Source organism: Leptospira levettii (genome assembly GCF_002812085.1).
GTDB lineage: Bacteria > Spirochaetota > Leptospiria > Leptospirales > Leptospiraceae > Leptospira_A > Leptospira_A levettii.
Genome location: NZ_NPDM01000002.1, coordinates 361,956 through 385,146 on the forward strand (window position 1 = coordinate 361,956; position 23,191 = coordinate 385,146).

The window sequence follows — 23,191 nt, forward strand, 5'->3', positions numbered from 1 at the left end:
TTTTTCCAATGTTTTGTTTAGGATCACTTAGAAAAGTGATTTTTACTTTAAAGCTGCTTCTAAATCAGGATAAATTGTGAATAACTGCTGCATCCCGATGATATCAAAGACTTTCTCAACTGCTGGTTGTAAACCACAGATGGAAATGCTGATTTTCTGTTCTTGGCAATGCCTAAGGGTTGTGACAAGGAGGCGAAGTCCGGCAGAAGAAATAAAAGGCACTTCACTCAAATTAAAAATCACAGACTTTCCCGAAGAACTAACGAGAGTGAGTAAATCTTTTTCAATTTTGTGTGTGTTGTGAACATCCAAATTGCCTTGGACGTGTACAACCATCTTGTTTCCCAATTCTTCCGAACGGATTCCAATTTTATCTTCGTTCATACGATTGTTTTCTCCAAATAGGTTATGTTTTGTTTCCCATTGTATTCATACGATACTTTGTCCATAAGGGTTTCCATGAGATAAACACCGAACCCTCCCTTTCGTTCACCTTTCAAATTGGCTTCCACGGAAGGTTTAGGAACTTTTTTCCTGTCGAAAGGTTTCCCTTCGTCTACGAGAACAATTTTTAACTTATCTCCAATGAGTTCAAATTTACATTCAAACTTTGGATTCTGCAGATTCGTATCTTTGTAACTATGCATCACAATATTGGTAGCTGCTTCATCCAAAGATATTAAGATGTCATCAAAGGCAAAAGGTTTTGTGATTTTCTTCTCTAAATGTTCGGAAATAAAATCACGTAGTTTTGGGATTTCATTCGGGTGTGCATCAAAGGTTTTTACCATTTCAAAACTTTCCACCTCCGCAAACTTCAAAATCATAACGGTAAAGTCATCGTATTGTTCTTCCGCCTTTGAAAAAGACCGAATGTCATCATAAACGGATTCGATAATCGTTTGAGATGATTCCTCTCTTCGTTGAATGATATAATCAATGAAGCGGTCGAGACCATATTCTTCCCCATCAGGACTTTTTTCCTCAATGGCTCCATCTGTATAAAAGACCAAAATATCACCTGGTTCTAATTGGATCTCACCACCATGGTAATTGGTATGAGGGACCACACCCAGAGGTGCCCCTTTTCCTTTTAGGAGTTCAAAACTTCCATCCTTTCGGATCCATATTTGATCGTTATGACCTGCGGATGCAAATTTTAGGGTTCGGGTTTTTCTTTGGTAATTGACTAGGAATAAGGTAACAAACATCCCCGACTGCGAATCTTCATAAATCAATTGATTGGCCCGATAGAGTAATTCGGAGGGAGACATATCCGTAGTTCTGGAAAGTGTTCGGATAATCGAACTGGACATAGCCATAAAAATAGCAGCAGGTAAACTTTTCCCAGACACATCGGCCACAAGAAAGGAAAACTGTTCATCCCCAAAAGCATGGAAATCATAAAAGTCACCTGACACCTCTTTGGCGGCAACTGACTTTACACCCAAATCAAATAATGGGGATTGGATAAGAGCATTGGGTAAAATATTGTTTTGGATTTTTCTTGTGATTTCGATTTCTTTTTCGATCGATTTTTTGGTAATGATTTCTTGGTTAAGGCGTAAATTTTCGTAAGCTTTGGCTAACGGCGAGGATAATGTTTTTAACATCCGAAGGTCTGTTTCATTAAAGGAATGTGCGGAATGTTTCCCACTAACATACAGCGCCGCGCGTAAATTCCCTCCCCTAGGAGAAATGGGCAAAATGAGAAAATTTTTCCTAAGTGTATAAAACTCCAATTCCAAAAAAGATTCTTCCAATTGGGGAGTGACGACTGCCATTCTAGGATTCCCAGATTCCATAAGGCTTAAGAACAAACGACTTTCAAACATGGGGAAAAAGGATTCCCTTACGATCCCCAACTGCCTTGCATACACTTGGATTCTATTTTTGTTTTTTTCCTCAATGATAACCATTCCCGCATCTTCACATGACAATTCTTTGGTGAGAATGCTAAGGGTTTTTGACATAAGACCCAATTCATCATGCGATTCAAGAACCGCTTGTCCCAAATCAAAGATAGATTCAAGAGTACTTAACTTTTGTTTGAGTTCTAAGTTTGTGACATTTAGGTTATCTAATAACCTTGTTTTTTGTATCGCAACTGCACACGCACTGGAAAAAGATAAAAATGTATCAATATCATCTTGGCTAAAATTGTTCCGATCAATGGTGTTAATTGCCTCAATCACACCAATCACTTCGTCTCCCACAATGAGAGGACTTGCCAATATATTACGGGTCACAAAATTGGATGCTTTGTCCACATCCCGAAAGACCCTGTCATCATTTTGTGCATCATTGATGATCATCGGCTGTTTGGTCACCGCTACAGTGCCTGCAATTCCCTGCCCCACAGGTACTTTGATTTTCGAAACCTCTTCTCTTTTTTCACCAGTTACCGTATGAAAAACCAAATACTCTTTTTTATCATCTAACAAAAGTAAGGAACTCGCTTCTGTCCGAAACACAGATTTTGCAGATTCCATTACCATTACAAGTACATGTTCCAAATCAACACTTGTATTGATGAGAACCGCCACACGAATGATTTCCTCCAAAAAGTATTGGAGACGATTATTATTGTTATGAATATTTGCGTTATCAATCAGAAGGAGAACAGAAGTTGTCAGTGAGTTAAAAAACTGAGGCTCAACATCAGAAAAAACAGTGTCTTTAAATAAAGCGTTTAAGTTGGCACTAAAATAATTGATAAGATCTAAATCTTGTTCTGAAAAATTTTGGAAATGTTTAATTCCTTCCAAAACCAAAACACCAAGGGACATGTCCCCTATTTCATCTCCCAAATAACAAGCTATATATGATTCCGAAACAGGCGCATCATTCGTATTTAACTGAGTACCTTTTTTAACAAGAATGCTTTTTTTAGACTTAAACACATGTTTGGCGATGTGTCCGGCATTTGTTTTGTCTGCGACTAACCCAATTTTACTTAAATTCCCTTTTCCATTGCGAAGGTATAATGCCGCTGATTTTGCAGAAACAAATCGTTTCGCTTGTCCTAAGATAAAATGGTATAAATCATCTAGTTCGTTTGAGGAAGAAAGATAAAATCCGCCATCTTCGTTTTTTAAGATAATCGGCGGAAGGGAATGAGGTTTCAATGTTCTAATCTTTGCTAAACTTTAAAGATTCTTCTCTGAGTTTACGGTTTGCATCTTCGAGAGATTTGATTTTATCAAATGCGGACATAAGTTCATCACGACTCAAATTAGATACCATTGTACTTGCTTGGACAGTTTCTTTGGCTTCTCTTAATTCTACTCGTGAGTAATCGATGATTTGTTCGTACATACGAATGATCTCGTCTGCGTTTGCTAATTCTTGTTCATTGAGCCTAAGAACTTTTTCATAACCTTTAATGATATCCGATTGGATTTTCAATTTTTTAGTGAGTTCTTCTACCGTATCTTGTCCCATAAAGTCTTTGGTTCCTTAGCCATTTTGGGATTCTGTTGACAGACAAACGCGGTCTCGCACCTTGGAAAAGCACAAGGGGACGTAGCTCAGTTGGGAGAGCGTTTGAATGGCATTCAAAAGGTCGGGGGTTCGATTCCCCTCGTCTCCAAAATCCCTCACGAGATTTCAGCGTTTTAACCCCAGACTGTCAAATTCTTTTTCAATCGATTAGGAGTTCACTTGATCATTCAGTGACCTTTTTCAATCTATTCCATATTAGATTATGGCAGTACGTAAAATTCTTAAAATTGGTAATCCGCTCCTTAGGCAAACAAGTGAAGATGTGACCGAATCCGAAATCCAAACCAAGGATTTCAAAAAATTGATACGCGATATGTTTGAAACCATGCGCCATGCGGATGGAGTGGGACTTGCTGCCCCACAAATTGGAGTTTTAAAAAAATTAGTGGTCGTAGGGCAAGAAGATGACAACGAACGATACCCAGGAACCCCTGAAGTCCCAAACCAAATTATCCTAAATCCAGAGATCACCCCGCTTGCTCCTCCAGGGGATGGATTTTGGGAAGGATGTTTATCGGTTCCTGGAATGCGTGGGTATGTAGAACGACCTAACAAAATCCGAATGAAATGGCGTGATGAAAATTTCGAAGAACACGACGAAATCATTGAAGGGTATAGAGCTATCGTATTACAACATGAATGTGATCATTTATTCGGCGTATTGTATGTAGATCGATTAAAAAGCACAAAACTGTTTGGTTATAACGAAGACATTGATACCGCAGGTAAATTGTTAGATTAAAATAAATTTCATTTTGATTTTTATAGGTTCACTCTTATAGGAGATTCCATGGGTTCATCCATAGTACAGTATTTTCTTTCCAAAAGTTTATTCGTAAACCTATTAACTTTTTTAATCATATTAGTTGGTGGATTCACTGCTGCTACGATGAACAGAGAAGCATTTCCCAATATCAATTTCGATATTGTGAGTGTAACCACTCTTTATCCTGGTGCAGCTCCTGCTGATGTGGAAAAACTTGTCACCAAACCATTAGAAGATGCGATTAAAGAAGTAGATGGAATCAAAGAATTTCGTTCTGCTTCGTTAGAAAATCGTTCTGGGATCATCATTACAATTGATCCGAATACAAAAAACACTCAGAAAGTGGTAGATGATTTAAAATCAGCAATTGATAGGATCCAAGATTTACCAACCGAAGTAGAAGATCCCATTGTCACAGAGATTACAACAGCAAGACAACCTGTGATTGAAATCCATCTCTCATCGACACTAAAAGACGGAAAACCAATCCTGAGTGCAAAAGAACTCAGAGACCAAGCAAAAATTTTAGAAGAAAAACTAAAAGACCTACCTTCTGTTGCAAGGATCACCAAACGAGGTTGGCGTGAACGAGAGATGAAAGTGGACTTAGATCCTGATAAATTGAGAGCATTCTCTCTCTCTTCCACACAAGTCATCAGTGCCCTTCGCCAAAGAAACATTAACTTTCCAGGCGGAAACATTAACGAAAAAACAAGAGAAATCATTGTACGAACTGTTGGTGAGTTTGATACTGCTGAGGAAATCGAAAACGTCTTTATCAGAACCAATGATGCTGGTAGATCCGTTCGGATTCTAGACGTAGCGCGAGTCACAGAAGGGTTTGAAGATTCAGAGTATCTAGATAAATCAAATGGTAACATTGCCATTGCACTTACTGTCATCAAACGTGAAAAAGCAGATGCCATAACTGTTGTAGATGATTCTAAAAAAGTAGTCGAATCGTTTATTAACTCGTCAAATGGAGCCATCAAACACGCGTTTGTAAACGACTTATCAAAATACATCAGAAGGAGACTTGGAGTATTAACTTCAAATGCTGTATCTGGTTTATTTTTGGTAACAGCATCCTTATTTGTATTCCTTGGATGGAGAATGGCACTGATGACAGCACTTGGAATTCCCATCTCCATTGCTATGACCTTTGTTGCCATGAATTATATGGGACTTACTTTAAATCTCATTTCGATGATGGGACTCATCATTGTAGTGGGAATTTTGGTCGATGATGCCATTATCATTTGTGAAAACGTATACCGCCATTTAGAAATGGGAGAAGAACCATTTGAAGCGGCCATGCGTGGGACCAGTGAAGTATTGGCGCCAGTAACTGCTACGGTAACAACAACCATCGCAGCTTTTGGACCGATGTTATTTATGACAGGGATCTTCGGAAAATTCATCCATTCCATCCCCCTTGTGGTCATCCTTTCTTTGTGTAGTTCGTTGTTTGAAGCTTTTTTTATGTTACCGTCTCACTTATATGACGTGAGTAAGGCAAGTGATATGAAAGGTGAAGTAAAAGAAGAATCACACTGGTTCATCAAATTTAAAGAAAACACCTACCTTCCCCTCTTACGTTTTGCTTTGAGTAATCGTTGGAAAATGGTAGGTTTATTACTTGGATTATTTGTTTTTTCATTAGCGATCCAAACCAAATTCGGGAAATTCAAACTTTTCCCAGGTGCCATTGAAACATTCCAAGTGAGAGTCACAGCGGAAACAGGGTTAAAACTTGAAGAAACCGATCGTTTCATTCGAGCGATTGAACATAGTATCGCCAAACTTCCGGAAGGTGAAGTTGAAAACTTTATATCCAGAGTGGGAATCATCCAAAAAGACCCGAATGACCCATTTACAAAACGTGGAAAAAACTATGCTCAAGTTATGGTGTATCTAACACCAGATGACAACAGGGATCGTTCAACAGAAAAAATCATCGAAGTTGTTAGAGAAAACACAAAGTATCTATTAAATGAAAAGGCTCTTGCTTTACTCGAAGAAAAATTAGCAAAAGAAAATGTAGACAAAAAACAAGAGGATAAAGTTCAAATTGATGCCATTCCGAGTGAATTTTTACCCTTAAAAGGCAAACTGGTTAACTTGGAATTTGAAAAATTAGCAGGTGGACCACCCGTTGGAAAACCAGTAGCAATTGAAATCAAAGGAGACGACTTTGCCACCTTACTTAAAATTGGTGCCGAATACAAAGCCGCTTTAGCAAAAATCAAAGGTGTTACTGATATCGGAGATGACTTTAACGAAGGAAAAGACGAAATTCGTGTCTCCGTTGACGAATCACTAGCATCGTTTGCAGGTGTGAGTGTTCAGTCAGTTTCCCTTGCGATCAACACTGCTTTACAAGGGACTGTTTCCACCAAAATCAAACGTGCGGATGAAGAAGTGGATGTACGTGTTCGATTCCCTGAGGAATACAGGTCATCTCTTACACATTTGAATAAAGTATATGTAAATAACCTTACAGGAAACCTAATTCCCGTTTCACGATTGACAAGTTATGATCGGAATCCAGGCCGTGCATCAATCAACCATTTGGATGGAAAAAGACTTTTAACCGTTACTTCGAATATTGATGAAACGGTTTCCACATCGAGACAAGTGAATTTGGAAGCAAAACAACTCACAGAAGGAATTATAGCCAAATATCCCGGTTATTCGGTCCGTTTTTCTGGGGAAAATAAAGACACAGAAGAATCAATGGCATCCCTTGGGCGAGCTTTCCTTGTGGGACTACTCATCATTTATATGATCCTTGCCTCCCTCTTCCGGTCCTTAGCCCAACCTCTCATTGTGATGAGTGCCATTCCATTTGCTGTCATTGGTGTGATTTTTGCCTTTTTACTTCATGGGCAACCATTTTCCTTTTTGGCCTTCCTTGGGATCATTGGACTTGCGGGGGTGGTCGTAAATGACTCCATTGTACTTGTGGATTGTGCAAACCAATTACGCATTGAAGACCCATCCAAATCCACCTTTGAATTGTTAGTGGAAGCAGGAAGTATCCGCTTACGTGCAGTGATGTTAACAACCGTTACTACTGTCCTTGGTCTTTTACCAACCGCGTATGGAATTGGAGGAAAGGACCCTTTTCTTGTTCCTATGGCTCTTGCATTTGGTTGGGGACTTGCTTTTGCCACGTTTATTACTTTGATTATGGTTCCTGTCTTTTACTTAAACTTATATACGTTTAAAGACAGTGTCGTGAATCGGTATCAAAATCGAAAAAAGAGATTTGTCTAAGCGATTAGTCTCTTGAGTGATCCCACTGTCCAAACAAAACAGTGGGAGAAAAAATCTCTGAGCGTTAATCTTTTTTATCGTTTAGAACTTCAGAAAGGGTTACAAATTTGTAACCCTTTTCTTTCATTCTTTCAATGAAAGTAGGAAGGATATAAATCAATTTATCAAATTTTCGAGGACCACCAAGGTGCATGAGGATAATCGCACCGTTCATTCCATTTGGATCCGCTTTTTCCCAATTGTCTAAAAACGTAAGAGTTTCCTCCCCTGTTTTGTAATGTGGGTTTTTTACGACTTCCTTTTTGCCTTTTGACGTTTTTTTATAAAGGAATTGTTTGCTGATATAATCTGGTAAATCAAGAGAGCCTTTGGCATTATTTGACCACATAATGTGATCCGTATAACCAAGGCTTGCATGGGCATCTAAAATCAATTGGCTAAGAGCTCCATAAGGCAAACGGTAATATTTTTTTAACTCTTGTTTGGTGAGAGAATAAAAGGTATCTTCCACTCGTTTGAGTTCTTCTGCCATACGAGGGAGGTCGAGTACTGACTTAGATAAGTATTCGAGTACCATTCTTTTTTTTAAGGAAGTTTCAGTCACAGAACGTTGGTAGTTAAAATGGGACCAAGTATGATTCCCAAATTCGACAGCACCAGTTTTTGCCATCCGTTTGATATAATCCAAATTTTGTCTGACAAAAAAGGAACCATTGATATCGGATGGTCTTTCATTGGATAAAAACAAAGTCACTTTGATCTTATGTTCTTTTATGTAATTATAAAGTACAGGAAGTTCTTCGCCAGTTGCCAAGTCAAAGGTCAACGCAATTTCCTTTTGAGATTCATTCCCACGTAAGATGTTACGACCTTTGGTATTTTGACTTACTTCCTTTAAAAACTCGATATTTTCTTCGACTTGTTTGGCAAGTTCGGTATCAGGTTCGGTGTCCCCTGCCAGAGCATTCTCTTCCCTGAGTTGTTCTTGGTACATCAAAGAAAAAAGAGACTGTTCCAATTCTCTTAAACTTCGGTCTTTTTCTTTTACTTCAGATTCGAGTTTTGTGACACTGAGGCTCAAATAGAGCATATAACTAAGTAGTACAAAAACAGTAAGTCCAACAAAGGATAAGGCAGAGATAAAGGCAAAACGACGGAGTTTTTTAGCAAACAATCGATCCTTTTCTATGTCCTTAGAAAGTTCATGGACAATGTCCTGGATTTCTTTCTCTTCGTTTGTCGGATCGAGTGACATGTAGGTATGGCTTTCCTTAGTATCGATTATCGGAATTGGGACTAGGGTTCTATACTAGTCCCACTCCCAAGTTTAGGTTTTGATCTTTAAAAATTTCCCTTTTTTACCTTGCCTGATGAGGTATTCTTTCCCCTGTTCTAAAACAAGGCCAGGGTCTGTTATCTTTTCCTCATCCAAATACAATCCTCCAGCTTGGACAAGCCTTCGGCCTTCCGAAACACTCGGTATGAATTTGAGTTGGGACAATACATACACAAGGAGGGGTGGTTTTTCCGCAAAATAACTGGAGTCCAAACTTTCGGTTGGTATTTCGTCTGGGAGTGCTCTGTTTTTGGTATTATGGATTGCTGTCCACTCTTCCACAGCTTTCAGGTTCTCTTCTTTTGCATGGAGTTGGTCCATGATGAGAAGTGCGAGTTCCGTTTTCACTTCTTTCGGGTGAAGGGATTTGGAACGAATCCCTTCTTTCCGTTTTTCCACATCTGCCATCGGAAGGTCAGTCAGTAGTTCAAAATAATTCCACATCAAATCGTCAGAGATAGACATGATTTTACCATACATGTCGATGGGTTTTTCAATGATGCCCACATAATTACCAAGAGACTTGGACATTTTTTTCACACCATCAAGCCCCACTAAGAGCGGCAAGGTGATCACTGCTTGTGGTTTTTGACCGTATTCTCTTTGTAAGTCGCGACCAACGAGCATATTAAACTTTTGGTCTGTTCCTCCAAGTTCCACATCGGACTTCATTGCAACGGAATCGTAACCTTGTACAAGTGGGTATAAAAACTCTATCATTGAAATGGGTGTTCCCGCTTTATGGCGTTTGGTGAAATCATCTCGTTCCAACATTCGGGAAACTGTATACTTTGAAGTCAGAACCAATACATCTTCAAATTTTAGTTCCGAACACCAATGTGAATTGTAAAGGATACGAGTTTTATTTGGGTCCAAAATTTTAAAGACTTGGGTTTGGTAGGTTTTGGAATTTTCCAATACCTCTTCTTTGGAGAGTCGTTTGCGTGTTTCCGATTTTCCCGTAGGATCACCAATCATCGCCGTAAAATCACCGAGCATAAAACAAACATCATGGCCCAAATCTTGGAAATGTTTGAGTTTTCTCAGTAACACAAAATGACCTAAATGTAAATCAGGTGCCGTAGGATCAAATCCTGCTTTGATGGTTAAGGAAGGTTTGGATTTGATTTTTTCTAAAAGTTCCCCTTCACTGATGATTTCGACAGTGCCTCGGCGGATGGTTTCTAATTCTTGGTTCAATTCTCTTTCAGTTTTCATAACAATTTCAAAAATTTTCGATGGTAGAAAAGGTGACTTTTGACAACACTAACCTTAGAATCTCTATAGGCAACCACCAAAGTACGTAAAAACCCTTATGAACCATTTAGATGAAAGAAAACAAACGCTAAAACATTTAGAATCAACCCAGTATGATATTTTAATTTTGGGTGGTGGTGCCACCGGTTCCGGTACTGCCCTTGATGCCAGTCTCCGAGGTTACAAAGTAGCCTTATTGGAAAAAGGAGACTTTTCGCAAGGTACAAGTTCCCGATCTACAAAACTCATCCACGGTGGTGTGAGGTACCTTGCCCAATTCCATTTTAAATTAATTTACGAAGCATTATCAGAGCGGAAACGGCTTCTCATCAATGCACCTCACTTAGTCAAACCACTTCCATTTGTTTTACCAACCTATGTTTGGTGGGAAAAACCGTTTTATTCCATTGGTCTTACAATGTATGATCTCCTTGCTGGGAAATCCATTGTCCCAGGCCATGAACGAATTTCGAAAGCAACTGCCCTCGACTACTTTGCCTCCCTCAAAAAAGAAAACTTAAAGGGTGGAATCTCCTACTATGATGCACAGTTCAATGATGCAAGACTCAATGTAACAACCATTCGGGCTGCAAAAGAAAATGGTGCGGACATTGTCTCAAGGATTGAAGTGACATCCTTTTTAAAAGATACAAATGGAAAAATCATTGGTGTCACTGCAAAAGATTCTCTTACCAAAAAGGTTGTCTCCATCAAAGCGAAAGTAGTCGCAAACACAACAGGTGTTTGGATTGATTCTCTCCGTAAACTAGATGATCCAAAAGCAGAGAATGTACTTGCTCCAAGCCAAGGAATCCACCTCGTATTTGACAAAGAGAAACTGCCTTGCCGAACAGCAATGATCATTCCCAAAACAGCTGATGGCAGAGTGGTATTTGTGATCCCTTGGGAAGGGAAAGTACTCCTTGGAACCACTGACACTCCCATCCAAAAAATTGACGATGAGCCACTACCATTACAATCCGAAGTGGAATTTTTACTCCAAACTGGAAATGATTACCTTGATACAAAATTAACAAAAGACGATATCGAATCCGTGTTTAGTGGTTTACGCCCTCTCATATCCACTGGAGACAAAAAGGACACAAAATCCATTTCCAGGGAAGAAGCCATCCTCGTTTCGGATTCTGGTCTTGTGACAATGTCAGGAGGGAAATGGTCCACTTTCCGCAAAATGGCGGAAGACCTCACAGACAAATTAATTTCTGTTGGAAACCTTCCTTCTAAAATGAACTGTGTCACAGCAAGTTTTGCTTTCCCTGGTGCAGATGGGTATAGCAAACATTTGGTGGCAAAGATCCAAACGATGTATGACCTTCCTTATGAGACAGCCGTTCGACTCGTGGATTCTTATGGAGGGGAAGTGCCTCTGATCCTAGGTAAAAAACCAAAAGAAATCAAAAAAGGGTCAGGTTACTTCGCAGAAGAAATCAAACATTTTGTGAAAAAGGAATTTGCACTTTCTGTTTCGGATGTTCTTTCCAGACGATGGAGAGTGGTTTTTCTAGATCTAAAACTGGCAGAGTCACTTGCCGTTCCAGTCAGCAATGTGCTCGGGAAAGAACTCGGATGGAAAGAAACAGAAAAAAAATCCTCATTAAATGAACTTCTCAAACACATCAAGGATTTAAAGAAAACAATTTCCTAACGAAAAAAGACTTAGAACATAAATTAGGTGCTGGATTCTCTTGCACCTAATTTATTTCGGAATGGGCAACTCATAATGATAAAAGGTTCTTCCCGTTTCTTTTTCCTTCAATACAAAGAGAAAATGGGTTTTGGGTTGGTAAACTTCTGAAAACTTCGTTCCTAGTTTTGTCTTAAAATTTTCATAATCTTCATCACCAACTTCCGCTCGTTTGAAGATCCAAGATATATTCCTTTCAATCCCACCTTGGTCAAAATAACTGAGATTGATTTCTAACCCTTCCTCTGTTGCTTGTAAGATTGTGTAAGTGCCAATGAGTGATGGTAAAAAACTAGTTGGGTCACCTTCCCCATACATCTCAGAAAAACTAAAGGTTTGGTCTGGTTTAAAAAAAACAGGTAAAACAGTTCCTTGGTCGTAAAATAAGATTGTACCCTTTTCGTTCGCCAAAACTAATTGTTTGAAACCATATGCATGTCGTTCCGCCTTAACAAATTGAGAAATGGCCAATTTGATTTTATCAAAGGACACCCAAGGTGATGCAGAAAAACTATCTTTAATCATCTCTCCCATTTTGACTTCCGAGAGACAAACACGACTAGTACTACCAAGTCCATAAGTCTCTAAAATCTCAAAACGAATCACATTCCCTTCGAATGTAGAATCTAAATCCAAAACTTGTAGACCTTGTTTCCCAAATTTTGCCTTGGAAAGTTCAACATCTTTGGTTCGGTCGAGTTTAAACTGATTTTTAGAGTCGTTTTTCTCCATCCAAAACGATGAAACTCTCAGTTTTTTAATCATATCATTGGACTTTAGATCATTTACAGAACGATGGTATCCATTTAACAATTGCAATGCTGTAAATTTCGTTTGGTTTGATAAAAATAAAGTAAATCCAGATCCTATCTCTTTTGCATTTGCACAAAATGCAGTCCCATATTTTTCATCCAACGCAAATTCAGGGCTAAACCTCCAAGGTTCTTCGGGACTCACTTGGCCAACACTTTGGGTTTTCTCGTAATCCAATTGTTTTTCCGAAGCTTTACAATGAATCAGGAAAACGAGAAGAAGGATAGGAACGAATGTATAAACATGATGGAAAAAAATTGGTACTTTGAACTTTTTCCCAACGTTTCGAGATGAATCAAACGGAAACATTTTGTTTTGAGTATAAAAAAAGAGATCCATGGATTTTCCAAACCATGAATCTCTTCCAAAGACCAATCAAGCGAAAAACAATTTTGTTTAATCGATATAGTCTTTGAGCTTTTTGGATCGACTTGGGTGGCGGAGACGACGTAACGCTTTTGCTTCAATCTGACGAATCCTTTCACGAGTGACTTTAAATTGGTAACCCACTTCTTCAAGTGTTTGTGCATACCCATCATCCAAACCAAAACGCATACGAATGACTTTTTGTTCACGAGCAGGAAGTGTTTGTAACACCTGTCTGATTTGTTCGGAAAGGATAGAAGATGCCGCTGAGTTCAGAGGTGAAATCACTTCTTTGTCTTCGATAAAATCACCAAGTTCTGAATCCTCTTCGGAACCCACTGGTATCTCGAGTGAAATTGGTTCCCGTGCTACGTTTTTCACTGCCTTTACTTTTTGTACAGGCCATCCTAATCGTTCTGCAATTTCATCATTGGACGGATCACGCCCAAACTCTTGGACAAAGAGGCGAGTTTCACGGATCACTTTGTTTACCTGTTCAATCATGTGTACAGGTACACGGATGGTACGCGCTTGGTCAGAAATGGCACGTGTGATGGCTTGCCTGATCCACCAAGTGGCATAAGTGGAAAACTTATACCCCTTTTTGTATTCAAACTTATCTACTGCACGAATGAGACCAATGTTTCCTTCTTGGATGAGGTCAAAAAAATGCATCCCACGGTTTGCGTAACGTTTTGCAATGGATACCACCAAACGAAGGTTTGCTCGCACAAGTTCTCGTTTTGCTTGTGCAATTTCCCTTTCCCCTTTGATGATTTTTTCACCCCAGTCTTTGATTTCCCCAACGGGAGAACCAGCTTCCTGTTCCATTCGACGAAGTTTACGTTCGTTGTTACGAATGTCTTTGATGACTTCTCTCACTTCATCAATGTCACAACCCATCATCTTTTCGATTTCATCTAGGTTTTCATTTTTTTCGATGAAACGGTTGAGAGCTTTGATTTCACGAACATCATGACCGTATTTGGCTTTGATTTTTAAGAAATGTTTTTCGATTTCCTTAACACGGAAAACCATCGACTTAATCTTTTGAGAGATCTTTTGGATTTCTTTTTGAGAAACTCCAATTTTGCGAATGGCCTCATCAATTTTGCCCGTAGACATATCGATTTTTTCTTTGAGTTCTTTGAACTTCTTAGAATTTTCAGAATACTTACGAATACGGTTTGTGGATTCGTTGAGAACTTTTTCATCCTGTTGGATGAGTTCCATATTTTCAAAAAATACTTTTTCTAATTTGTCCGCTTGCTCTTGGTTGAGTGCGTACATTTTGTCCACTTTTACCAAGTCATACACTTTGATTTTTTTGGACTTAATCTTTGGAATGAGTTTTGCGAAGTTTTGTCGGAGGATCGAAGAACTAAGGATCGTTTCTTCAATGATTTTTTCACCCTTCTCGATTCGTTTCGCAAGGAAAACTTCTGTTTCCCCAGAGATCAGAGAAACTTTACCAATTTCTTTTAGATAAAGCCGAATCGGATCCTCAGAACTCGAAGAAACACTGGACTCTCTTTTTTTACGTGCCGGTTTTTCTTTTGTTTCTTTGGTAGTTTCTTCTTTAGTCGTCGTAAGAGAACTGGATTCTTCCAAAGATTTTTTGGAATACTCCTCTACAATTTCAATCCCCATCTCGTGTAACAAGGTGAAGACATCGTCAATCTTTTCGGAATTTAGAATTTTATCCGGTAGTATTTCATTGATCTCATCATACGATACCTCTCGGTTTGCTTTTCCGATAGAGATAATCTTTTGTACTTCTGGTAGGCTTGCTAGATTTTCCATTCTACCTTTATCCTCTTTAGACTTCTAACGTTTGGATCGTTCTGAGATACACAGATCTCTTATTTTTTTCACTCTTAAGGAGTGAAAGTTCTGACAGTAGATTGTTCTTTTCTTCAATCGTTAAGTCAGGTTTGGCCATCTCTTTCACAAGTTCTTCCATCCTTGCGTCATCCAACAAATCCGCATGGTAAAGAAACATCGCTTTAAATGTAGCTGGGGTCACTGATACATCGGCCGAAAAATGTTCAGCAATTAGTCCCAGGTATTCCGATGGAATTTCTTCCCTCGAAAGAATTTCTGCAGCCGTTAGGTTCTCATTCTGCAAATACTTTGTATATAAATAGTCCCAAAAAAAGGCAGATACCTCATCACGAAACTCGAGCGACAACAAATCATCAGCAAAACTGAATAACTCCAAGTTTTGGATGAGCATGGCGATCATTTTCCGTTCACAGACAAGAACGGGAGAAGGTTTCCCCGGTTTTTGAATGGAACGGTCTTTCTTAGTATCGACAACGGCAGGGGTCGAAGTTACACCTGGTTTCCCACGAAAGTCCTGAAAAAGAGAAGAAAACGAAAGCCCCAGTTGGCGTGCGCCCTCTTCTAAATAGACCTGTTTGTCGGTTTCCTTCTCCATAGGTTTTAGGAATTCGAAAAGTTTTTTCACCCCAGCTTGTTTTTCTTCTGCAAGAGATGTGGGACCGGCCCCACCGAGGATCTCTCGGATCATAAACTGAGAAGCAGGTGCAGCACCCTCGAGTAAATCTCGGATTTCTTGTTTGTTATGATGGAGGGAATAATCAAAAGGATCTTTTCCTTCTGGGATATGGCATACTTTGACAACCACTCCTTCTTTGGAGAGAAGGTTCACCGCACGGAATGCACCTTTGGTTCCCGCTTTATCAGAATCCATCATGAGATACACTTTGTCTGCCATGTTCTTTAAGATACGAACATGCCCTTCCGTAAATCCCGTACCCAGTGGAGCCACAACAAATTCGATTCCCCTTCGAAAGAGTCCAATGGCGTCAAACACACCTTCTACGATGACGGCTTCCCTCGTTTTTCGAATGTTATCTTGGGCTAAATTTAAATTGTAAAACGTACGGCTTTTATCGTAAATCAGTGAGTTAGGGCTATTGATGTATTTGGCTTCTTCGGAATCTCCGAGGATCCTACCCGAAAAGGCAACCACTCTTCCCCTGGTATCAATGACAGGGAACATGATCCGATTGCGAAAAAAATCATAAGGGTCTTTGTTTTGGTCTTGGCGTTTGAGGAGACCTAACTGTTCCCCTAATTTGATTTCGGCTTCTGTTTTTAGTAATTCACCACGCAAATTTCCAAATCCAGGAAGACCAAATCCAATTTGAAACACTTTAATGTCTTCACTATACAACCCACGTGATTCCAAATACTTTAATGCAAGTTCGCCGGCAGCCGTATTTAGATTTTTTTGGAAGTATTCAAGAGCTTTTTGGGAAATTTGGTAAAGTGCTTCTTTTTTTCGCTCAGACTCTTCCTCTTCTTTGGTTCGTTCGACAAGGGGAATGCCAGAGTATTCCGAAAGGATTTCGAGTGATTTTAAAAAATCAACCTTTTGGTAATCCATCACAAAACGGAATAAATCACCAGATGCCTTACAACCAAAACAATGGTAAAAACCACCTTCTGGGTTTACATTGAATGAGGGAGTTTTTTCATTATGGAAAGGACAAATACCAACTAGGTTCCTACCCATTCGGCGTAAGGGAACAAAACGGTTGATGTAGGAGTCAATGGAGACTTCTCTGCGAACTCTTTCTTTAAAACTTTGGTAAGGATTCACAGTTTAGTTATTTTAACTGGCGCTAAGTGCTTGTTTAACGAGGGAGGATACCTTGGAGCCGTCTATATTTTGTCCTTTAAATTTTGCCATTACATTCCCCATCACCTTTCCCATATCCTGAGGTCCACTTGCACCTAACTGGGTTACAGCTTCTTTTACTGCTTTGTTAATTTCTTCTTCGGAGACTTCTTTTGGAATATAACGTGAGATGATTTCTGCTTCTTCAATTTCCTTACTCGACAGATCGGGACGATTCGCTTTGTCATATTCCAAAGCGGTATCCTTACGGCGTTTGTAATTGGATTTGAGGATCTGCATGACTGCAGTATCCGAAAGTTCAGAAGCGCCAGTTTTCGTTAATTCATATTGAATTTCTGCTTTCATTAGACGTAAGGTGCCGAGGACTTTTTCATCCTTGGCTTTTAACGCCGTTTTTAGATCGGAATTGATCGTCTCTTGCAGGGTCATAGGAAAACCGGCTTAAAGATTAAAGTTTATCTTTTTTAGCAAATAATCTTTTCTTTTTGTCTCGTTTGCGTTTTGCAGCTTCCACTGCTTTTTTCTTAATGACACTTGGCTTTTCAAAGTATTCACGGCGTTTGATTTCGCTCATGATACCAGCATTTGCACAATCTCTTTTGAATCTACGAAGCGCTGCCTCAATAGATTCCCCTTCTTTTAAATAAATCCCTACTTGTGGGGTCATAGACAAACAACTGTCCTTTTGTAAAAATGGTCTAGTTTTGACGGTATCGGAAACCGCCCTATTCTGTCAATTCAGCGTAAAAATGCTTTTAGAAATTTTCAAGAAAAATGGACGAAAACTTGGCATCATCAGCCAAAACGTCCCCATCGATCGGGAAAATCTTCAATTTATAGTCCAAAATCAAATGTTTGGAGGGAAAGTACAACGATCCAAACCGATGGTTTGCTCCATCCAATGTTTCTCCAGGGCAAAATAAAAAATAAGACCTAGGGTTCAGTTGGAAATTAAATTCATTTTCCCTCGTTTCCTTGTGGAGGGTGGCAGTGACTTCTCGCAAAATTTCTTGGCTTTTGATGACCCCCATCGGTTTAAAAAAGGGGCTTAAGTCTTGGAGGTGGAAAAAAGCGATCACTCCCGATTTTGTATCTCCCAGGAATGCCTTCTCCATTCGTTTGCGAATGGGTTCTGTGATGGTTTCAAAATCGAGTAAATTCTTTTCGCGAAGGGAAATCCCTGTCGCACAAAACGTGAGGACTTGGTTCGACAGATCTTCCCAAACCCTAGGGGGTAAACTTTGCCCTTTTTCCAAAAAAACCAAAACAAAAACAGGAACTTCTCCTTCAGGCAATCGGATGACGGATAATTCCACTTCCCTCTCATTCTCACGAAAGGACTCGATGGTGGTAGGAGATAAATACCCCATACTTCGGGTCCACTGGGAGTAAGAACTGGATACAATCCCTCGGATCTTCTCTTCTTCCTTCGTTTGCCCAAATTCATACACCAATTCTTTTCCCAAATACACCCAACCAAGATAGGCACCGACACTGGCAAAACTGAGTCCTAAACGGCGGGAATGGTAGTCGGTCATCTGCATAGAAGGAGAAGGGATTAGGTGCATTGGCTCAGTCATGGAGGTTCTAACGTACAGTATCGGATTTGTCATCCACTTTCAAAAGGAGAAAGGATTTGCTCCCTACCCACAACCACAAAAATGGTGTAAAAAACATCCTCGGGGAACCTGTGAACGCAACACCGAAACAAAAAAAACTCATTTCTCTCTCACAATTCATCTTAGAAGAGCAACTCAAAATCCCACACGCATCGGGAGAATTCACTGCCCTTCTCAGTCATTTGGTTTATGCGGCAAAAATTGTAGGCCGTGAAGTGAGAAAAGCGGGTCTCCTAGATGACATTTTGGGTGCCACGGAAGACACAAATGTCCAAGGCGAAACCCAGATGAAACTGGACCAATACGCGGACAATGCGTTTAACCAATCCTTAAAAATCTGTGGTCACCTTTGTGTACTCGCAAGCGAAGAACATGAAGCCATCATCCCCATCCCAGGAGGATACAATATTGGAAAGTACACAATGGCGATCGACCCACTCGATGGTTCTTCCAATATTGACACCAATGTCTCCATCGGAACGATTTTTTCCATCCACCAAAGATTAGAGCCTAATTCCAAAGAACCAGGAACCGAAAAAGACCTGCTCCAAAAAGGCCATTTGCAACGTTGTGCTGGTTATATCATTTATGGATCCTCTACCATGTTAGTTTTATCTACCGGCAAGGGAGTTTCTGGATTCACACTTGATCCAAGTGTGGGTGAATTTTTACTATCGCACCCAAACATGCAAATGCCAGAATCAGGGGATATTTATTCTGCCAATGAAGGGAACGCATCCTATTGGTCACCAGAAGTACAAGCCTACTTACAAAAAATCAAATCCATCGAAGGGGGAAAAAAACCAAAAACAGCACGTTACATTGGTTCCCTCGTGGCAGACTTCCATAGAAACCTTTTAAAAGGTGGGATTTTCCTCTATCCTAACGATACAAAATCCAGCAAATACCCAAATGGAAAATTGCGTTTGTTATATGAAGCAGCTCCCATGGCCTTTATTGCCGAACAAGCAGGTGGTATGGCAGTGACCGTGAAAGGAGAACGAATTTTGGACCTAACTCCTAAGGAACTCCATGAACGAACAACGCTCATCATTGGAAGCAAAAGAGAAGTAGAAGAATTCCTTACATTTGTTCCGAAATAAATTCTTTAGAAATTTCTGATTCCATTCAGAAATTTCTTTCAATGGAAACGAAGATCGTGTAGTTTTGGCAGAATTAAAAGATTTTTAGGAGAAAACTTTCGATGAACAAAAAACTACTCGTTTTAATTCTCGGTGTAACTATGGCTTCTGGACTTGCATTCTGCAAAAAAGAAGAGCCAGTTGTAGAAGAAAAAATGGAAACTGTTGAAGATGCAGCAAAAAAAGTAACTACTGAAGTTGAGAAAAAAGTAGACGCAGCGGTAAAAACTGCTGAAACAGAAGTAAAAAAAGCTGCTACAGGCGCTGTTAAAGACGCAACAAAAGACATTAAAAAACCAGCTGGTTTCTAATTATCTTTCGATCGTTTTTAAAACAAAAAACCAACCGATCTTCGGTTGGTTTTTTTTTGCCCTTTTAGGAATCAGTGTATTTGATTTTTGCGTGAAGCTCTTCCTCTAACGCACATTTGGGATAGGTTCCAACATCTAATGCAGTACCAATGTAACCGAAAGGATCTTGAGGAGAAATAATCCGAAGGTCCCAACCATTCACAATCCATGGGCATTGGTAATTTCGATCCTTACAAACAATCTGCGAAGATTTTGGTTTTGGATAGGCCCATGCGGATGTTTGGAATTTACATTTATTTTCGATTTCGGCAATGGTACGAATCCTTTTGATCGCATGATCAAATTCTTTAAACCGATCAATCATTGGATCTGCCAAATCTTTTCGGAAAAGTCCCTTCTCTGCATTATAAGTAAACATCACCAGGAGTTTTTCGGAAACATGTTCTTTGTCAGTTGTGACCTTTAGGTTCTCCATGATATACCGAGCAATCTTTAATGCATCTAACGTGACTTCTGCAGTGTTATCAGCATATTCTCCCGCTTCTTCCTCATCATCACTTGCATCGTCTTCCATTCCACTGCCTAGTAGTAAGTCTTGGTTCAATTGGTGTTTTCTTAAGTCTTCTACATTCACATTCGCTGGGTTCACACCTGGAATTTCAAAATTAGAGTTTCCATGATTGTTAATTGCACTGATCACTTCTTCTGGCAAATTGAGTTTACGTGCAATTTCGATACTGAGGTTTACTGCAGTTGACAGAGAAGAACCAAAAAAACTTTGTCGATACAAACCTTCTTTGGATACAGCTATATCAGCGCATAAACCTGCTAAAAAACTATAACGGTTCACCATTTTGAAACCATATTGTTTTTGGATGACTGAACCCAAACTGAGTAGTCCAAAGTCCGCTAAATGATTAAAAAATTCTTTATGTGAAAGTAAGATACGAAAGAATGATAGAGCGACTGTCTTCGAATAAAATGAGTTTTGAATGATCCCTTTAAGACTTGCCATCCGTTCTGCATTTTGTTCATAAAGGTGGAAAATAAATTCATTCGAACGATCATCAATACGGTTTAAGATCGCTTTTGACAAAACTTGTCTTAGCATCTTCATTAAATCTTTTGACATTGCCAGTTTGAAGGAAGGAATATAATTCCCTTCTAGGCCTTCCAATTTTTTTAATACGTTTTCTTTGATTGCTACTTTTTCTTTGATAAGAATGTTTCCATTTTTATCTACAACAGGTTCACTGAGTGAGACAGAACCTAACAGATCATAATCCACAGCAAAATTTTTAAATTCATTGAATTCTAGGAATTCGATACCAGCACTCGTAATTTTCATAAAGGTCCTAGGGAAACTGTCTTTTATGTTCTTTTAAGAGCAAGATTTTTGCTTTCTTTCTTTGTCTAAATAGTGTAGTTTTTTAGTGGTTTTGGAGGTTCTATTTGGTTTCTTCTATCCCCAAAGACTCACAATCTGTGAGCGAATTACAAGAGTTCTACAGACAAATGGTACTTATACGAAAGTTTGAAGAGGCTGCTGCGAAAGCATACAGTGTTGGAAAAATTGGTGGGTTTCTCCATTTGTACATTGGGCAAGAAGCAGTTGGTGTTGGTTCCATTGCTTCTCTCACTCCTCATGACTACATTGTCTCTACTTACCGCGACCATGGACATGCTCTTGCACGTGGTCTCCACCCGAGCCCACTCATGGCAGAACTTTTTGGAAAGGCAACTGGAGTCTCCAAAGGGAATGGAGGATCGATGCATTTTTTTGATAAAAATGCACATTTTATGGGCGGGCATGGAATTGTAGGTGGCCATATATCACTTGCTGCTGGCATTGCTTTTGCTTCCAAATACAGAAAAGAAGATTCTGTCACCATATGTTTTTTTGGTGAAGGAGCTGCTAATATTGGTTCTTTTCATGAAGGGCTAAACCTTGCTGCCATCTGGAAACTACCAGTTGTTTTCATTTGTGAGAACAACCATTATGCGATGGGAACACCCGAATACAGAGCCCTTGCTGTCAAAGATGTGTCAGTGAGAGCATACGCTTATGATATGGCGAGGGACCATATCGAAGGGGATGAAGTCAGAAAGGTGAGAGACCATGTAAAAGTCGCTGTAGACAGAGCTCGCAGAGGGGAAGGTCCAACACTCATCGAAGTATCCACCTACCGGTTTCGTGGTCACTCTATGTCAGACCCAGCCAAATACAGAACAAAAGAAGAATTAGATGCCTATAAAAAAAAGGACCCACTAATGCGTGCAAGACATGAACTTGAGTTAGGTGGAATTAAACCTGAAGTTTTGGACAAATTAGAAATCGATATCCAAACCCAAATTGATGAAGCATATGCCTTTGCGGAAAACTCTCCCGAACCACCCCTTTCCCAACTCCACAAGTATGTGTATGCGGAGGATAAATAAATGGCAGTGTTAACCTATAGAGAAGCACTCAACCGTGCCATGGTGGAAGAAATGGAAAAAGATCCACTGATTTATCTGATGGGAGAAGAAGTGGGCCATTACCAAGGTGCCTATAAAGTTTCCCAAGGGATGCTCGATAAGTTTGGAGAGGCCCGAGTGATTGATACCCCCATTTCCGAAAATGGATTTGCAGGGATTGGAGTGGGATCGGCGATGGTAGGACTTAGGCCCATCATTGAATTTATGACTTGGAATTTTTCACTGGTTGCAATCGACCAAATCATTAACTCGGCAGCTAAGATGAATTATATGAGTGGTGGTCAATTTCCGATGCCTATCGTATTTCGCGGAGCTGGTGGTGCAGGAGGAAGGCTTGGGGCTCAACACTCACAAGCATTTGAATCCTGGTATGCCCACTGCCCTGGTCTTAAAGTTGTATGCCCAGCCACACCAAAAGATGCCTATGGTCTCCTCAAATCTTCGATCCGGGATAACAATCCAACCATCTTCATTGAATCAGAAGTTTTGTATGGTTCCAAAGGAGAAGTCCCTGAACAGGAATATACGATTCCCTTGGGACTTGGCGAAATCAAACGAAAAGGAACTGATATAACAATTGTTACCTGGTCAAGGGCTCTCAGTTTTGCAGAGGAAGCAGCAGTCATTTTAGAAAAAGAAGGAATCTCTGTGGAAATTGTGGATTTACGCAGTTTACGACCGTTAGATGAAAATCTAATTTACGAATCGGTCAAGAAAACAAACAGAGCCATTGTAGTTGAAGAAGGGTGGCCTGTTGCCGGTTTTGGTGCACAAATTTCTCACCTCATTCAAAAAAATGTTTTCTCATACCTAGACCACCCTGTCGAACGAGTCACACAAATGGATGTTCCGATGTCCTATGCTGCAAACCTAGAACGAATGAGTTTGCCGAATGCCAACCGAGTGGCAGATACCATCCGAGAGATGTTACGTTAAGGAGACCAG

Annotated in this window: 19 protein-coding genes and 1 tRNA gene; 8 read left to right on the plus strand and 12 right to left on the minus strand. The window is 39.8% G+C overall.

Going from position 1 to position 23,191, the window contains the following annotated elements; all coding sequences use genetic code 11:
• Positions 1-42: 42 nt before the first annotated feature.
• Genes CH354_RS09340 through CH354_RS09350 form a run of 3 tightly spaced genes read right to left on the minus strand, consistent with a single transcriptional unit; the run spans position 43 to position 3,444 of the window.
• The gene (locus CH354_RS09340; RefSeq protein ID WP_100718526.1) at positions 43-384 is read right to left on the minus strand and encodes an STAS domain-containing protein; all 342 of its coding nucleotides are present in this window, start codon (positions 382-384) and stop codon (positions 43-45) included.
• Positions 381-3,128, minus strand: coding sequence for a SpoIIE family protein phosphatase (locus CH354_RS09345; protein WP_100726676.1), 2,748 nt, complete (start codon positions 3,126-3,128; stop codon positions 381-383). The genes CH354_RS09340 and CH354_RS09345 overlap by 4 nt, the downstream gene beginning before the upstream one ends.
• Before the next feature lie 4 nt (positions 3,129-3,132).
• Positions 3,133-3,444, minus strand: coding sequence for a hypothetical protein (locus CH354_RS09350; protein ID WP_012388560.1), 312 nt, complete (start codon positions 3,442-3,444; stop codon positions 3,133-3,135).
• 75 nt (positions 3,445-3,519) lie between these two features.
• On the opposite strand from CH354_RS09350, the gene CH354_RS09355 reads away from it, so the two are divergent.
• The 3 genes from CH354_RS09355 to CH354_RS09365 all read left to right on the plus strand — a co-directional run bounded on the left by CH354_RS09355 (position 3,520) and on the right by CH354_RS09365 (position 7,549).
• Positions 3,520-3,592 (plus strand) — tRNA-Ala (locus CH354_RS09355).
• Positions 3,593-3,706: 114 nt separating this feature from the next.
• Positions 3,707-4,246 carry a peptide deformylase gene (gene def, locus CH354_RS09360; protein WP_100726675.1) on the plus strand — a complete coding sequence of 180 codons (540 nt, stop codon included), beginning with the start codon at positions 3,707-3,709 and terminating at the stop codon, positions 4,244-4,246.
• A 48-nt stretch (positions 4,247-4,294) separates the two neighbouring features.
• Entirely contained in the window at positions 4,295-7,549 is a 3,255-nt protein-coding gene (locus CH354_RS09365) for an efflux RND transporter permease subunit (RefSeq protein WP_100726674.1), read from the plus strand.
• Between the two features lie 64 nt (positions 7,550-7,613).
• Here the strand turns inward: CH354_RS09365 and CH354_RS09370 are convergent, their stop codons facing one another.
• Entirely contained in the window at positions 7,614-8,804 is a 1,191-nt protein-coding gene (locus CH354_RS09370) for a polysaccharide deacetylase family protein (RefSeq protein ID WP_100718530.1), read from the minus strand.
• Positions 8,805-8,876: 72 nt separating this feature from the next.
• The gene (tyrS, locus tag CH354_RS09375; protein ID WP_100718531.1) at positions 8,877-10,103 is read right to left on the minus strand and encodes a tyrosine--tRNA ligase; all 1,227 of its coding nucleotides are present in this window, start codon (positions 10,101-10,103) and stop codon (positions 8,877-8,879) included.
• 97 nt (positions 10,104-10,200) lie between these two features.
• Here tyrS and CH354_RS09380 point away from each other — a divergent pair, with 97 nt between their 5' ends.
• Complete coding sequence (locus CH354_RS09380; protein WP_100718532.1) at positions 10,201-11,808, plus strand: glycerol-3-phosphate dehydrogenase/oxidase; 1,608 nt, start codon at positions 10,201-10,203, stop codon at positions 11,806-11,808.
• 51 nt (positions 11,809-11,859) lie between these two features.
• Here the strand turns inward: CH354_RS09380 and CH354_RS09385 are convergent, their stop codons facing one another.
• The 6 genes from CH354_RS09385 to CH354_RS09410 all read right to left on the minus strand — a co-directional run bounded on the left by CH354_RS09385 (position 11,860) and on the right by CH354_RS09410 (position 18,276).
• The gene (locus CH354_RS09385) at positions 11,860-12,999 is read right to left on the minus strand and encodes an NADase-type glycan-binding domain-containing protein (RefSeq protein WP_100726920.1); all 1,140 of its coding nucleotides are present in this window, start codon (positions 12,997-12,999) and stop codon (positions 11,860-11,862) included.
• Between the two features lie 57 nt (positions 13,000-13,056).
• Positions 13,057-14,829 (minus strand): RNA polymerase sigma factor RpoD, encoded by a 1,773-nt coding sequence (rpoD, locus tag CH354_RS09390; protein ID WP_100718534.1) that lies wholly within the window; start codon positions 14,827-14,829, stop codon positions 13,057-13,059.
• A 16-nt stretch (positions 14,830-14,845) separates the two neighbouring features.
• The gene (dnaG, locus tag CH354_RS09395; RefSeq protein WP_100718535.1) at positions 14,846-16,657 is read right to left on the minus strand and encodes a DNA primase; all 1,812 of its coding nucleotides are present in this window, start codon (positions 16,655-16,657) and stop codon (positions 14,846-14,848) included.
• Positions 16,658-16,669: 12 nt separating this feature from the next.
• Positions 16,670-17,125 carry a GatB/YqeY domain-containing protein gene (locus tag CH354_RS09400; protein WP_100718536.1) on the minus strand — a complete coding sequence of 152 codons (456 nt, stop codon included), beginning with the start codon at positions 17,123-17,125 and terminating at the stop codon, positions 16,670-16,672.
• Between the two features lie 19 nt (positions 17,126-17,144).
• Complete coding sequence (gene rpsU, locus CH354_RS09405) at positions 17,145-17,363, minus strand: 30S ribosomal protein S21 (protein WP_012388550.1); 219 nt, start codon at positions 17,361-17,363, stop codon at positions 17,145-17,147.
• A gap of 88 nt (positions 17,364-17,451) precedes the next feature.
• Positions 17,452-18,276 (minus strand): hypothetical protein, encoded by an 825-nt coding sequence (locus CH354_RS09410; RefSeq protein ID WP_165780334.1) that lies wholly within the window; start codon positions 18,274-18,276, stop codon positions 17,452-17,454.
• Positions 18,277-18,386: 110 nt separating this feature from the next.
• Here CH354_RS09410 and fbp point away from each other — a divergent pair, with 110 nt between their 5' ends.
• Entirely contained in the window at positions 18,387-19,418 is a 1,032-nt protein-coding gene (gene fbp / locus CH354_RS09415) for a class 1 fructose-bisphosphatase (RefSeq protein WP_100718555.1), read from the plus strand.
• Positions 19,419-19,519: 101 nt separating this feature from the next.
• On the plus strand, positions 19,520-19,768 hold the full coding sequence (locus CH354_RS09420) for a hypothetical protein (protein WP_100718538.1): 249 nt from the start codon (positions 19,520-19,522) through the stop codon (positions 19,766-19,768).
• Between the two features lie 64 nt (positions 19,769-19,832).
• On the opposite strand, the gene CH354_RS09425 is transcribed toward CH354_RS09420, so the two are convergent.
• A complete protein-coding gene (locus tag CH354_RS09425; protein ID WP_100718539.1) occupies positions 19,833-21,116 on the minus strand; it encodes a hypothetical protein in 1,284 nt (427 codons plus the stop codon).
• Positions 21,117-21,220: 104 nt separating this feature from the next.
• On the opposite strand from CH354_RS09425, the gene pdhA reads away from it, so the two are divergent.
• Positions 21,221-22,207: a pyruvate dehydrogenase (acetyl-transferring) E1 component subunit alpha gene (gene pdhA, locus CH354_RS09430; RefSeq protein WP_100726672.1), complete on the plus strand. Its 987-nt coding sequence runs from the start codon at positions 21,221-21,223 to the stop codon at positions 22,205-22,207.
• Positions 22,208-23,182: a pyruvate dehydrogenase complex E1 component subunit beta gene (locus CH354_RS09435; protein ID WP_100718541.1), complete on the plus strand. Its 975-nt coding sequence runs from the start codon at positions 22,208-22,210 to the stop codon at positions 23,180-23,182.
• Positions 23,183-23,191: the final 9 nt, after the last annotated feature.